We start from the raw sequence: 13,410 nt of genomic DNA on the forward strand, positions 1-13,410 counted from the left end.
CGGCTAGCTGGCGGAGCCGCTGTCGTCGTCAGACCGGGGACCGGTGAGGAACACCAGCCGGAACTTCCCGATCTGCACCTCGTCGCCGTTGGCGAGCACGGCCGAATCGACCGGCTCGCGGTTGACATACGTCCCGTTGAGGCTGCCGACGTCGACAACCTGGAACTCGCTGCTCTCCAACCGGAACTCGGCGTGTCGGCGGCTCACCGTCACGTCATCGAGAAAAATATCGCTGTCCGGGTGACGCCCCGCCGACGTGGTCGGCTGATCGAGCAGGAAACGCGATCCGGCGTTCGGTCCGCGCTTGACGACGAGCAATGCCGAACCCGCGGGCAGGCCCTCGACACCGGATACGGCGCCTTCGGTACCGGCCGCGGCGGGCGCATCCAGTTCGTTCAAGAAGTCCGCGCGGAAAACCGATGTGGTTTCCACCGTCACGTCCTCCGACTGGTCGGCCCCCAAATTGCTGTCCTTGTCCGTCACCCGCTGCTCCTCACTGGCTGCTGTGGCGTTGCCCGGCGTGGCCCCAGCCCATCGTCGGTCTCATGTCGACCGTACCGCGCATCAGGCATCGTTGGGTCCACCACCGCCGGATCCGATGGGGAAGATATCTGCGCGCCGGGCACGGCCCAACCGGTCTTGGCGACCGGCCGTGGAAACCCTAACAATTACTCACTCGGTCACGGCGGCGCGGTAGCCGTCCGCGTCGAGCAAACCGGCCAGGGCGTCCTCGAGCGTGCCCTCCTCGAGCCGCAGATCGACCAGCCAGCCTTCGCCGTAGGGGTCGGAGTTGACCAGCTGCGGGCTACCGTCCAGATCACCGTTGACCGCAACGACTTTCGCCGCGACGGGGGCGTACAGGTCCGACACCGACTTGGTCGACTCGACCTCGCCGAACGCATCGCCGGCTGCCAGCTGGGCACCGACGTCGGGCAGCTGCACGAACACCACATCGCCCAGGGCGGACTGCGCGTAATCGGTGATGCCGACGCGCACCGTGTCGTCACCGGTACGCAGTACCCACTCGTGCTCCGAGGTGTAGTACAGGTCGGCTGGGATCTCGCTCACGGCGCTCCTTTGGTTGTCGGGCGATGGGTTGCTGTACTCACTTGACGGGCTGAGCGTATTGGCGTGGTTTCGGTTGCCGCAAGGCGGTGACGTCGACACGCTCGGCTTGTTGTACCACCATCGTGCCGCCGACGCGCTTGACGCTGTCCATTGCCCCGCCGGGAATGTTCATCGCGGCCGCCAGCGTCGGCGGATCCCCTATCGCCAGAACAGAATACGGCGGCCGCAGGGTCACGTCGTCGGCGGTGAGCGCCCCAGGCGCACCGATGATCCAGGTGTCCAGGCCCACCCGCACCGCGGATTGCTGATCGCCGCCGCGGATCTCGATGGCCTCGGCCCCGGCGGCACGCAGCTCGTTGATCACATCGAGCATCGTCTCGGCAGGCACCCCGGGCGCGTTGTCCTCTATGGTGAGCGTCACTCCGGGGCCCGTCGCCGCCACCGTGCCGATCTGGATGGACAGCGCCTCCAGCCGGGACTGCGCGTTCTCGATCGCGGCCTGATCGCTGCTGCCGGAGGCCTGTAACTGCTGCAGGGTCCGCTGCAGGTCGGCGACCTCGGTGTTGAGCGAGCCCTCACGTTGCTGCAGAGAATCCAGCAGCACCAGCAGATCCGCCGGCCGGGCGGTCTCCAGCGAATCCCCGGACTCGTTCTGGCGAACCTGTGTGACGATCGCCATGCCCAGCAGAATGCACAGCAGCACCCCGAGGCCGCCGAACATCAGCTGCGAACGGCTGCGGCGCACGATCCGAAGATTCCGGAACCGGCGTGGCGAGACATCCGCGGGCATCTCATGGCGGCCGTGGTGCTCGGCATGATGGTCCGGCTGGTGTTCCGGCGGCGCCTGTTCGGCCGGAGCTTTTTCGGGCTGCGCTTGTTCGGCCGGAGCTTTTTCGGCCTGAGCTTGTTCGGCCTGAGCCGCGGGCTGGGCATCAGCCTGCGCTTCGGGCTGCTCCGGCTCGGGGGCGCCGGCAGGCTCGTCCGGCTCGGCCGGGGGCGGAGATTCGGGTTCGCTCATGTCAGGCGCCGAACAACCTGCGCCGCAGCGCCGCGGCGTTGCCGAAGATCCGGATGCCGAGGACCACGATGATCGCCGTCGACAACTGGGTACCGACGCCCAATTGATCGCCGACGTAGACGATCAACGCGGCGACCAGCACGTTGAACACGAACGACACCACGAACACCTTGGCGTCGAATATCCGCTCCAGATAGGCCCTCAACCCGCCGAAGACCGCATCGAGTGCTGCCACCACGGCGATCGGAAGGTACGGCTCGACGAACTCGGGAACGCTCGGGTGGAATACCAACCCGAGCACGATCCCGACGACCAGTGCGACGATCCCGATCATCTAACGGTCAATCCTGTGCACGTCAGGCCTATCCAATCTGTTTGGCGAAGTTGACATCTCGTACCGACACCGCGGGCACGGTCAGCCCGTCGCCCGCACTCACGTTCACTCCGACCCCGTAGGAGGTCTCCAGCAGCCGCAGCCGCTGCAGACCCGGAGTGCGATCGAAAGTATCGGCCATCCCCTTCGGCGGTCCGATGGCCACAATGACATACGGACTCGTGATCGGCTGGTTGTCGACCAGAATCCCTCCACCCGCCTGGCGAATCGTGACACCGGCACCGACCCGCACGCCGCCCACCGAAACCGCCTCTGCCCCACTGGCCCACAGCGAGTTCACCACCAGCTGCAGATCTCTGTCGAGAATGATCTGCTGACCACCGGCAACCCGCTGTTTGGACACGTCGCTCAGATCTTTGGACAGGCCGGGGTCGGTGACCGTGACGGTCAGCCCGGGACCGATCATCGGAATGGCCGCGGCTTCGATGTTGGCCGTGTCCAGGCTGCCGAGCAGACGCTGGCCGTTCTCGTCCATGCCGAGCCTGCTGCGGCGCTCGGCGTCCACCTGATCCACGAGTGCGTTGCGCTCGGAACTGGCCTTGTCAGCACCGATCTGAGCCGCCCGCACCCGGCCTGCCAGCGTGTGCTGGGCTTCCCGGGCGGCCGGGGCCGCGGTCTGGGCCTGACCGGCCGCCACGGCGAACACGGTGGCGATCGCGCCCGCGCCCACCAGCATCCAGGCGAAATCGCCGAACCGCCTGCGCGGGCGGTCACCGGCTTCCCGAGCCGCGGCTGCCGCGGCATAACCGGGATCGAGATGGTCGGTCAGCAACGACCTCAGGAGCGAGGGCAGCGGAATGCGCTTGGGGGCGTGGGCCTCATGGTCGTTGAGCCCCGCCCCTGACTCGTAGCCGCCCAGGGTGCTCATGACCGGGCGGGGAGTTGTCGCACCACCATCGTCACCTGTATCAGATACAGCACCGCCGACCACAGATACAGCGCCACGCCCCACAGCAGGAAGGCCCAGCCGCAGGCCAGTGCCACCCGGCTCCACGTCGCGTCCCACTGGCCGAGCAGCACCCACGGGAATGCCGACATCAGCGCGAAAGTGGCGGCCTTGCCCAGATATGTCACCGGCAGGGCGGTCAGTCCCCGGCTGCGCAACAGCGGCAGCGTCGCCGCCAGCAGCACATCACGCCCCAGCAGGGTCAGCACCAGCCACCACGGCACCACGCCGTACAGCGCCAGCGCGACCGGGACGGTGACCATGTAGATGCGGTCGACGAGGGGGTCGAGCAGTTCGCCGAGCCGCGAGGACTGGTTGTCGACCAGGCGCGCGATCTTGCCGTCGGCCCAGTCGGAGAAGCCACTGAACATGAGGACCGCGACGGCCCACCCGTTGGCGTGCGCACCGAACAGCAGCCACAGGAACACCGGCACCAGCAGCAGCCGCAGCACACTGAGCGCATTGGGCACGGTCAGCACCCGATCCGGCCCGGATGAGGCGGCCCGACTCGTCGCGCTCCTGCCCTCAGGAGCAGGCGCGTGTTCCATGCCTAAAACCTAGCGGAATACACCCGGCAGGCTCAGCGCCGACATCGTGTCGTCGTTGAGCGGATTGTCGTGGACCATGTAGGTCCACGTCGACGTCGGCCGCGCGAGCTTGGACAGGTCGATGCCCGGCTCGTCCTCGATCGAGTCCGCCGTGTCGAAGGTCTGCTGGGCAGCCTCGATGGCGTCGGCGGCCAGCGAGGCGAACGCGTCGACGGCCATCCGGTGGAACTCGTCGAGCGGGTTCTGGCGGCCCAGCGCCCGCAGGTGGATGCTCTCCCGGATGTCGGCGAGGAAGGCCAGGTGGTCACACCAGCCCCGGTCCAGGTGATACAGCATGATCAGCCGGCAGATCTTCTCCAGCTTGTCCTCACCGTCCTCGCCGAGGTCCTCGGCCAGCTTGGCGTAGCGCTCCGGTGAGCGTTCTTTCAGCTCCTGACGTGCGGTGTCGGTACGCAGCAGGGTTTCGCGACGGTCCACGATGATGGCGCGCTGCTGCGCGATCAACTGGTTGTAGCGCCAGGTGTTGGCGTGCACGTCGAGCAGCCTGCCCTCGGCCACGCGCTGCGCGTGGTCGAGCAGACCCGCCGCCTTGGGCGCGGTGATCCGGCCGTCCTCGTCGGTCTCGGTGGGCAGCTTGGTGTCGTCCAGGTGAGAGGCCACCACCTCGTCTTCCCAGCTGGAGAAGAACACCGTCGAGCCGGGGTCGCCCTGGCGCCCGGCGCGCCCGCGCAGCTGATTGTCGAGCCGCTCGGTGTGGTGGCGGCCGGTGCCGACGACGTGCAGTCCGCCGAGGTCGGCCACCTTCTCCTTCTCGGCAGAGTCATCGGCCGCCTCGGATCCGCCCAGCCGGATGTCGGTGCCGCGGCCTGCCATCTGGGTGGACACCGTCACCGAGCCCAACTTGCCCGCCTCGGCGATCACGGCCGCCTCTTCGGCGTCGTTCTTGGCGTTGAGCACGACGGCGGGGACGCCCGCCTTGACCAGCCTGCGGTGCAGGTCCTCGGACTCGGCGACGTCGTGGGTGCCGACCAGCACCGGCTGACCGGTCTCGTGCACCTCGGCGATGTGCTCGACGATGGCGTGATTCTTGGCCGCCTCGGTCAGGTACACCCGGTCGGTCTCGTCCTCGCGGACGTTGGGCTTGTTCGGCGGGATCGGCGACACCCCGAGCTTGTAAAACTGGCGCAGCTGCTCGCCGGCGGCCAGCGCGGTACCGGTCATGCCGCACACCGTCGGATAGCGGTTGACCAGCGCCTGGACCGTGATGGTGTCGAGCACCTCGCCGGTCTCCGTGGTCTCGATGCCTTCCTTGGCCTCGACGGCGGCCTGCAGGCCGTCCGGCCACCGCTGCAGTGAGGCGATGCGCCCGCGGGACGCGTTGATCAGGTGGACCGCACCGTCCCGGACGATGTAGTGCACATCGCGCTGCAGCAGCACATGGGCGTGCAGCGCGACGTTGACCTCGGTCAGCGTCGTGGCGACGTGCTCCTCGGAGTACAGGTCGATGTTGCCGAGCCGGGCCTCCAGCTTGCGGGCACCGGCCTCGGTGAGGTGCACGTTGCGGTTGTCGTCGTCTGTGTCGAAATCCGTCCCCGCAGTGAGGTCGCCGACCATGCGGATCACCTCGACACGCGGCTGTTCCCGGTGGCTGGTGCCGGCCAGCACCAGCGGCACCAGCGCCTCGTCGACCAGCACCGAGTCGGCCTCGTCGATCAGGGCCACGTCGGGGTTCGGGGAGACCAGGTCGGCGACGTCGGTGACCAGCTGATCACGCAGCACGTCGAAACCGATCTCGTTGACCGAGGCGTAGGTGACGTTGCACTCGTAAGCCTCCCGGCGCTGCTCGGCCGTGGAGTCCGCGGTGATCCAGCCGACCGTGAGCCCCAGCGCCTCCAGCAGCGGGGTCATCCACTCGGCATCGCGTCGCGCCAGATAGTCGTTGATGGTGATGACGTGGACATGCCTGCCGCCGATGGCGTAACCGGCCGCCGCGATCGCTCCGGCCAGGGTCTTGCCCTCACCGGTGGCCATCTCGACGATGTCGCCGGCGAGCATGCGCAGCGCCGCGAGCAGCTGCACGTCAAAAGGACGCAGACCGGTGGTCCGTTCGGCGGCTTCGCGCGCCAGCGCCAGGAACTGCGGCATGTCCGCGGACGCGGCCAGGTCTTGCAGCTCAAGCAGCTTGGCGGCCTTGGTGAGCTGTTCGTCGTCGAGTCCGGCAGCCTTGTCCTCGAATTCGGCTGCACCCTTCACCTCTGAGAGCGACCGGGCTTGATTCCGCTCGGTACTGGCCCCTAATAGCTTCCAGAACTTGCTGCTCACGCGGCCCGGTTTGGCGTTGGACGTCTTCGGCACATGTTCACGGTACGCGGAGGTCAGTGGGCCGCGAACGCGACCGGTCCCGCTGAGCACTCCGCACCGCCCGTCGCAGCATTGCGGGGTACCTTGCCCGCATGGAGATGTTCAGTCCCACGCTCGATTGGAGCGTCGAGCTCGTGACGTCGCTGGTGTGGATCGCCAAAGGCTGGCTGATCACCGCGGCCTGCACCTTGGTGATCCTGGTCCTGATCGCGAGGTTCACCACCTGGGGCAGGCAGTTCTGGCGGATCACCCGCGAGTATTTCACCGGGCGCGACAGTGTGATCGTGTGGGCTTGGCTGGGGGCGCTGCTGCTGTCGGTGATCACCGGGGTGCGGCTGGCGGTGCTCTTCAGCTATCAGGGCAACGACATGATGACCAGCTTCCAGGTCATCGCCGGTGGCATCTCCAGCGGCAACGAGGCCGTGAAGGTGTCCGGTAAAGACGGTTTCTGGCTGTCCCTCGGCGTCTTCGCGCTACTGGCCGCGATCCACATCGCCCGGATCATGCTCGACATCTATATGGCCCAACGCTTCATGCTGCGCTGGCGGGCCTGGCTGACCAGCCGGCTCACCGGTGACTGGCTGGACGGCAAAGCCTATTACCGGACGCGCTTCATCGACGACACCATCGACAATCCGGACCAGCGCATCCAGGCCGACATCGACACTTTCACCGCGGGCATCGACTCGCTGCCGAACCGTCCCAGCGCCGGCTCCACGAACACCCTGCTGTTCGGCTCCATCTACTCGGTGGCCTCGATGATTTCGTTCACGGCGATTCTGTGGAACCTGTCCGGTGGCGTCACCTTGCCCCTCGTCGGGATCGAACTGCCGCGGGCGATCTTCTGGATCGGCATCGTCTACGTCCTGTTCGCCACAGTGGTGGCATTCTGGCTCGGCCGGCCGATCATCCGGCTGGCCTTCAACAACGAGAAGTACAACGCGGCCTTCCGCTATGCGCTGGTGCGGCTGCGCGACGCCTCCGAGGCAGTGGCCTTCTACCGCGGGGAGATCGCCGAGCGGACCGGCCTGCGGAAGCTGTTCGCACCGGTCCTGTCGAACTACCGGAGCTACATCAACCGGATGATCAAGTTCCAGGGCTGGAACAACTCCATCGACCAGGCCCAGGAGCTCATCCCCTACATCGTGCAATTCCCGCGGTTCTACAGCGGCGAGATCACCCTCGGCGCGCTGAACCAGACGGCCAGCGCCTTCCGAAGCCTGCTCGACGGGCTGTCGTTCTTCCGTAATGCCTACGACCAGTTCGCCGGCTACCGGGCCGCGATCATGCGTCTGCACGGGCTCGTCGTGGCCAACGAAGCGGGCCGGGCATTGCCGGAGGTGACCACCCTGCCATGCGTCGACGGCACGGTGAAGCTCACCGATGTCGAGGTCCGCACGCCGGACGGGAAGCAGCTCATCAAGCCGCTCGACCTGCACCTGCAGGTCGGCGACACATTGGTGATCACCGGCCAGTCCGGCAGCGGCAAGACCACCCTGCTGCGAAGCCTTGCCGAGCTGTGGCCGTTCACCTCGGGCACCCTGACCCGTCCGTGCGGCCCGAACGAGACGATGTTCCTGTCCCAGCTCCCGTACGTGCCGCTCGGAGACCTGCGCGCCGTGGTCACCTATCCCGGCGAGGAGTGCACCGTCGACGACGAGACACTCAAGCGGACGCTCGAAGAGGTGGCGTTGGCGCACCTGGTCGACCGACTCGACGAGGTCCAGGACTGGGCCAAGGTGCTGTCTCCCGGTGAGCAGCAACGGATCGCGTTCGCCCGCATCCTGCTCGTCAAGCCCAAGGTCGTGTTCCTCGACGAGTCGACCTCCGCGCTCGACGAGGGTCTTGAGTACATGCTCTATCAGCGGGTGCGCACCGAACTCCCCAACACGATCTTGGTCAGTGTCAGCCACCGCACGACCGTCGAGCAGCACCACACCCACGAACTCGAACTGCTGGGTGACGGCGAATGGCGACTCGGCCGAGTCGAGGACGACACGGCCGACCTGGTCAAGCAACCCTGATCAGGCGGTAATTCCCGGTAACTTCCGGGGGTATGGAGATGTTCACCCAGTCGCTGGACTGGGGCAACGAAATCCTTGCGTCGCTGTTCTGGGTCCTCAAGGCGTGGGCGATCGGCGCGGTGGCACTCGTGGCCGTCCTGGCCGTGTTGGCCCGCATCACCACGTGGGGCCGCCAGTTCTGGCGGGTCACGGGTGGTTATTTCATTGGGCGCCAGAGCATTCCGGTATGGGCGCTGCTCGGAGTGCTGCTGCTGTCGGTGATGCTCTCGGTGCGCATGGACGTGTTGTTCAGCTACTACCTCAACGACCAGACCACGGCGCTGCAGGTGGCGTTCTCCGGCGCGGGTTCCGGCGATGAAGCGGTGCGCCGTTCGGGAATCGACGGTTTCTGGCAGTCGATCCTGATCTTCGCGATGCTGGTCACGGCCGACATCACCCGCACCCTGCTCGACCTGTATCTGATGCAGTACTTCATCGTTCGGTGGCGGGTCTGGCTCACCAACCGGCTCACCGGCGACTGGCTGGATCAACGCGCCTACTATCGCGGCCGATTCATCGGCGGCTTCGGCGGCACCCCGATCGACAACCCGGATCAGCGCATCCAGCAGGACATCGACGTCTTCACCACCGGTACCGGACCCGAGACCAACACGCCGACCGTCGCCACCGCCCAGACGCTGCTGTTCGGATCGGTGTACTCGCTCGTCTCGGTCGTGGCGTTCACGCCGATCCTGTGGAATCTCGCAGGGCCGTTGACGATTCTGGGCATCACGGTGCCGAAGGCGTTGTTCTGGATCGCGCTGCTGTGGGTGGCGATCACGACGGTCGTGGCGATCTGGATCGGCAGGCCGATGATCCGCCTGACCTTCCGCAACTCGCTCACCAACGCCGCATTCCGGTACGCCCTCGTGCGGGTTCGCGACGGCGCCGAGGCGGTCGGTTTCTATCACGGCGAACGCACCGAACGAGCCACACTGGCCGACCGGTTCGCCAGGGTCATCTCCAACTACCGCAGGCTCGTGCTCCGCGGGGTCGCGTTCCTCGGCTGGAATCGGTCCATCAACCAGATCATCGACCCGCTCCCGCTGATCATCCAGGCGCCGCGGCTGTTCGCGGGTCAACTGACCTACGGCGACGTGCTGCAGTCATCGAGTGCCTTCAACCGGGTGCAGAGTTCCCTGAGCTTCTTCCGGTCGGTGTACGACGCGTTCGCGGGCTACCGGGCCGCCATCATCCGCCTCGACGGCCTGCTGGCCGCGAACGAACAGGCAAGGGCCCTACCACGATTGGATACCGGGGTGAGCGCCAACGGCGGGGTCGAACTCGAGGACGTCGAAGTGCGGTCGCCCGACGGCGATCTGCTGCTGCACGATCTCGACATGCAGCTTGCTCCCGGTGACTCGCTGGTCATCACCGGGCCGTCCGGAACCGGCAAGACGACGCTCCTGCGCAGCCTGGCACGGCTGTGGCCGTACGGATCCGGCACGGTGCGGTATCCCGAGCAGGGCGGGGTCATGTTCCTGTCCCAACTCCCCTATGCCCCGCTCGGCGATCTGCGGACGGTGGCCTGCTACCCCTCGCCGGCCGGCGCCTACAGCGACGACGAGATCCGGGCCGCGCTCGACGCCGTCGCGCTGGGAAACCTGACGTCCCGTCTCGATGAGGACGCCGATTGGGGAAAGGTGCTGTCCCCGGGCGAACAGCAGCGGATCGCGTTCGCCCGGGTTCTGCTGGCCAAACCGTCGGCGGTGTTCCTCGACGAGGCCACCTCGGCACTCGACGCCGGTCAGCAGCACGCCTTGTACACGACGCTGCGCACCCAGTTACCCGACTGCATCGTGGTCAGCATCAGCCATCGAGACAGCGTCAACCGGCTCCACGATCGTCGCCTGGAACTGCTCGGCGACGGTCGGTGGAACCTCACGCCGGTCGGCTCGCCGACCTGACGGATCGCGCCGGCTACCGCGCCGCCGCGTGGGTACCGGCGCGGCGTCCGAAGAACGACCCTTCGCCGAGCTGCACACCGCTGGCGTATCCCTTGCCGTCCTGGGCGATGTTGGAGGCACAGGCGCCCGCCGCGTACAGGCCCGTGATGACGCTGCCGTCCTCCCGCAGCACCTCGCCGTCGATCGACACGGTCAGCCCGCCCATGGTGAATCCGGAGTACATGGCGATGCCGAGCGACAGGTTGAACGCCGCGTACGGTCCCTTGTCCTGTGCCGCGATGTAGTCGGGCTGCTTGTGGAAGTCGGGATCCTCGCCGTTGGCCGCGTCCTTGTTGTAGCGCTCCAGGGTCGCGGCCAGGTTCCCGGCCGGAATACCCAGTGCCTCTTCGGTTTCGGCGATCGTCTCGTAGCCGTCGATGAACTGGATCAGCGGCATGGCTGGCATCTCCATGTGTGCCTCGTCCACGATCAGGTAGGCCTGCTGATCAGGCTGTTCCAGGACGAACGCCGAGGTACGCGAGTGGTAGGAGTCCTCGGTGACGAAGCGTTGCCCCTGGTTGTTGACGATGACGCCGGTCAGCAGGATCTCCGGAGGGTAGGCCGCGGCGGTGATGAACAGCTGGTCCATACCGTTGGCCACGCCGCCTGCGGCGACGCCCATCCGGATGCCCAGGCCGTCGTCGTTCGGGTTGCCCAGGATGTAGGGCTCGACCTCACCGTGGTGCTTGGTGCGACGCTTCTTGCCGAGCGCCGGGGTGTATTCGGCGACCATCTCGGGGTTCATCGCGAAGCCACCGGCGGTGATGATGACCGATTTCGCCTTCACACAACCAGTTTCGCCGAAGTGCTTCCACTTCACGCCCACCACTGTGCGGTCCTCCGCGCTGCCGTCGACGATCAGATTGGTGGCCCCGACCTCGTAGCGGATGGTGACACCCAGCGTCTCGGCGCGTTTGAGCAGGAGGTCGATCACCATCGCGGCGCCGCCCAACTCCCCCGGTACGGGCACCGAGTGCCCACGCGGAGCCGGCTTGGCTTGCTCGGTGAACGGCCACACCTTCTCGTTGCCGGTGTAGGACAGCCCCTCGGTACCCGGGGGCACCACCACCTTGCCCGGGTAGAAGCTGCGCTCGAACTGGAAGCCCAGCGCCTCAAGCCAATTGAAATGTTCGACGCTGCCGTCGCAGTAGGCGCGGATCTTGTCCAGATCCGGTTCGCGCGAGACCGCGACCAGGTACTTGTACATCTCGTCGGCGGTGTCCGGGTGGCCGGTCGCCTCCTGCACGGCGGTGCCGCCGCCGAGGTAGAAGTGCCCACCGGCCATCGCGGTGGTCCCGCCGGCCGCAGCGGCCTTCTCCAGCACCAGGACGCGGGCCCCCTGCGCCGCGGCACTGACCGCTGCGCAACCTCCGGCGATGCCGAACCCGATCACCACGACGTCGAACTCGTCGGACCAGGATTCGACGTCCGTAGCCTCGACGACCTCGGGGATTTCCTTCACTGCTGCTCCTGTTTCACATACTCGAAGAACGCCCGGATCTCGGGCGGTATGTAAGCGATCTCCAGATACGGCACCCCGGCCCCAGCGGCCGACAGGTAGGCGAATCTCATGCCTCCGGGCATCTCACCCTGGCAGACGACCGGTGTCCCGCCGGCCTCGGAATCGCGCAGTTTCGCCTCGAATGCCTGCGCGTCGGCCGCCTCGATGCAGATGTGGTGCAGTCCTGCGCCGTGGCGGTCCAGGAACTCGGTGTAGATGCTCTCGCCGCGCACCGGTGCGATGAGCTCCAACTGGGTGTCACCGGCGTAGCTCAGCGAGATGTCGGCCACGAAATCGGCGGGCCGGCCCCGGTAGCTGCAGGCCTCGGGGCCGAAATGCACCGCGGGCATGCGCACCCACCGACGCGCCCCCAGCAGGGTGGTCAGCGCTTGTTCGGTGGCGTCCAGATCGGCGGTCACCCAGGCGATCTGGACAGGTGTCTGATTAAGCATCGCCATGAGAATATCGCCCACCCGGCGCGAAAGCTAGAACGTGTTCTAGTTCTGGGTTTCGCCAGGCTCAGGGCGGGCGCCGCCGGGCATCCGGTTCACACCGGTCAGGGTTGCCCGACCAGATTCGACACCTCGCCGAGTGGCGCGCCGTCGCTGCGGGCCTGCCCGCTGGCGTTCTGCCACGATACGGCGGCCGGGTAGTTGCCCCACGTGCTGTTGAACATCCCCACGATGGCAGCGCGGCCGTCCGGCGTGACGATGTACACCGGCCCTCCGGAATCACCCTTCTGGCTGACCACGCCGTTGGCCATGGTGAACCAGCCGTTGTTGACGGCCTCGATGGTGCCGCAGGTCTCCCCGGTCACCACCCCGAAATGGCAGACGGGGGCACCCGGTGTCGGCACCACCGCCGGATCCTCCACGAGCATCCGTCCACCCGGCAGGATGTTGTTCACCACGACGTCGCCGGCCAGCTGGATGGTCTCCCAGTCGGAGATCATGTGATTGGTGTCGACGGTGGCCCCGTCGGGCGTGTTGTCCCGGAACGAACCCATGTGCCCGATGAAATTGCCGTCCCGGTCGTTCACCGGTCCGCCGGCGCGGCAATGCCCCGCGGTGAACCCGACCCGGCTCGCCGGGTCCACGAAGCCCAGAGTGCACAAATTGGTGCCCTGCCGGATCTCCATCCCGGGATACACCAGCGAACCTGCCGCCGCGGCCGTCGGAACCGGACATACCAGCAGCCCTGCCACCGGCACCCCCGCCATCGCCCGCATCGCCCCACCAAGCCAACTGTTCACGGCCGGCCTCCCTCGTTTTCGGACGTGGTGAAAGTCACCCTACCGACTTCAATATCGGTCGGACGGCAACTTCGTTACCGCGGGTACCCGTATCCACGGGCCGAAAACGACGACGGCCCGGACCACGAAGATCCGGGCCGTGCATCTGTTCCAGGTCAGGGAATCGTCAGAACCTGGCCCGGGTGAATCAGGTCAGGGTTGGCGACGCCGCTGGCATCGGCGATCTGCTGGTACTTGTTGCCGTCCCCGTAGAACCGCTCGGCGATCGCCCAGAGGGTGTCACCGGAAACCACGGTGTAGGTCCGCGGCTCGG

Annotated in this window: 13 protein-coding genes; 2 read left to right on the plus strand and 11 right to left on the minus strand. The window is 66.8% G+C overall.

Features of this window, described 5'->3' with window-relative positions; all coding sequences use genetic code 11:
• Positions 1–3: 3 nt before the first annotated feature.
• The 7 genes from garA to secA2 all read right to left on the minus strand — a co-directional run bounded on the left by garA (position 4) and on the right by secA2 (position 6,329).
• Complete coding sequence (garA, locus tag TX88_RS19330; RefSeq protein WP_044518825.1) at positions 4–483, minus strand: glycogen accumulation regulator GarA; 480 nt, start codon at positions 481–483, stop codon at positions 4–6.
• A gap of 189 nt (positions 484–672) precedes the next feature.
• On the minus strand, positions 673–1,068 hold the full coding sequence (gene gcvH / locus TX88_RS19335) for a glycine cleavage system protein GcvH (protein WP_036449745.1): 396 nt from the start codon (positions 1,066–1,068) through the stop codon (positions 673–675).
• Positions 1,069–1,105: 37 nt separating this feature from the next.
• Positions 1,106–1,858, minus strand: a complete 753-nt coding sequence (locus tag TX88_RS19340) for a DUF881 domain-containing protein (RefSeq protein WP_044519589.1) — start codon at positions 1,856–1,858, stop codon at positions 1,106–1,108.
• A gap of 229 nt (positions 1,859–2,087) precedes the next feature.
• Entirely contained in the window at positions 2,088–2,420 is a 333-nt protein-coding gene (locus tag TX88_RS19350; RefSeq protein WP_003882035.1) for a small basic family protein, read from the minus strand.
• A 28-nt stretch (positions 2,421–2,448) separates the two neighbouring features.
• A complete protein-coding gene (locus tag TX88_RS19355; RefSeq protein WP_044518828.1) occupies positions 2,449–3,348 on the minus strand; it encodes a DUF881 domain-containing protein in 900 nt (299 codons plus the stop codon).
• The gene (locus tag TX88_RS19360) at positions 3,345–3,974 is read right to left on the minus strand and encodes a CDP-alcohol phosphatidyltransferase family protein (RefSeq protein WP_044518829.1); all 630 of its coding nucleotides are present in this window, start codon (positions 3,972–3,974) and stop codon (positions 3,345–3,347) included. The genes TX88_RS19355 and TX88_RS19360 overlap by 4 nt, the downstream gene beginning before the upstream one ends.
• A gap of 9 nt (positions 3,975–3,983) precedes the next feature.
• Positions 3,984–6,329 (minus strand): accessory Sec system translocase SecA2, encoded by a 2,346-nt coding sequence (secA2, locus tag TX88_RS19365; RefSeq protein ID WP_044518830.1) that lies wholly within the window; start codon positions 6,327–6,329, stop codon positions 3,984–3,986.
• 98 nt (positions 6,330–6,427) lie between these two features.
• Here secA2 and TX88_RS19370 point away from each other — a divergent pair, with 98 nt between their 5' ends.
• Entirely contained in the window at positions 6,428–8,359 is a 1,932-nt protein-coding gene (locus TX88_RS19370; RefSeq protein ID WP_044518831.1) for an ABC transporter ATP-binding protein/permease, read from the plus strand.
• Positions 8,360–8,391: 32 nt separating this feature from the next.
• Positions 8,392–10,305 carry an ABC transporter ATP-binding protein/permease gene (locus TX88_RS19375; protein ID WP_044518832.1) on the plus strand — a complete coding sequence of 638 codons (1,914 nt, stop codon included), beginning with the start codon at positions 8,392–8,394 and terminating at the stop codon, positions 10,303–10,305.
• A gap of 13 nt (positions 10,306–10,318) precedes the next feature.
• Here the strand turns inward: TX88_RS19375 and TX88_RS19380 are convergent, their stop codons facing one another.
• The 4 genes from TX88_RS19380 to TX88_RS35215 all read right to left on the minus strand — a co-directional run.
• A complete protein-coding gene (locus TX88_RS19380; protein WP_044518833.1) occupies positions 10,319–11,806 on the minus strand; it encodes an FAD-binding protein in 1,488 nt (495 codons plus the stop codon).
• Positions 11,803–12,297: a VOC family protein gene (locus TX88_RS19385; protein WP_044519591.1), complete on the minus strand. Its 495-nt coding sequence runs from the start codon at positions 12,295–12,297 to the stop codon at positions 11,803–11,805. Before TX88_RS19385 ends, TX88_RS19380 begins: the two co-directional genes overlap by 4 nt.
• Positions 12,298–12,401: 104 nt before the next feature.
• The gene (locus tag TX88_RS19390; protein WP_110918100.1) at positions 12,402–13,064 is read right to left on the minus strand and encodes an Rv1815 family serine proteinase; all 663 of its coding nucleotides are present in this window, start codon (positions 13,062–13,064) and stop codon (positions 12,402–12,404) included.
• A 188-nt stretch (positions 13,065–13,252) separates the two neighbouring features.
• Positions 13,253–13,410: LysM peptidoglycan-binding domain-containing protein (locus TX88_RS35215; protein ID WP_244438532.1), on the minus strand; the 158-nt coding region annotated here is incomplete at its 5' end.

The sequence above is a fragment of the Mycolicibacterium septicum DSM 44393 genome (assembly GCF_000455325.1).
In the GTDB taxonomy this organism is placed as follows: Bacteria; Actinomycetota; Actinomycetes; order Mycobacteriales; family Mycobacteriaceae; genus Mycobacterium; species Mycobacterium septicum.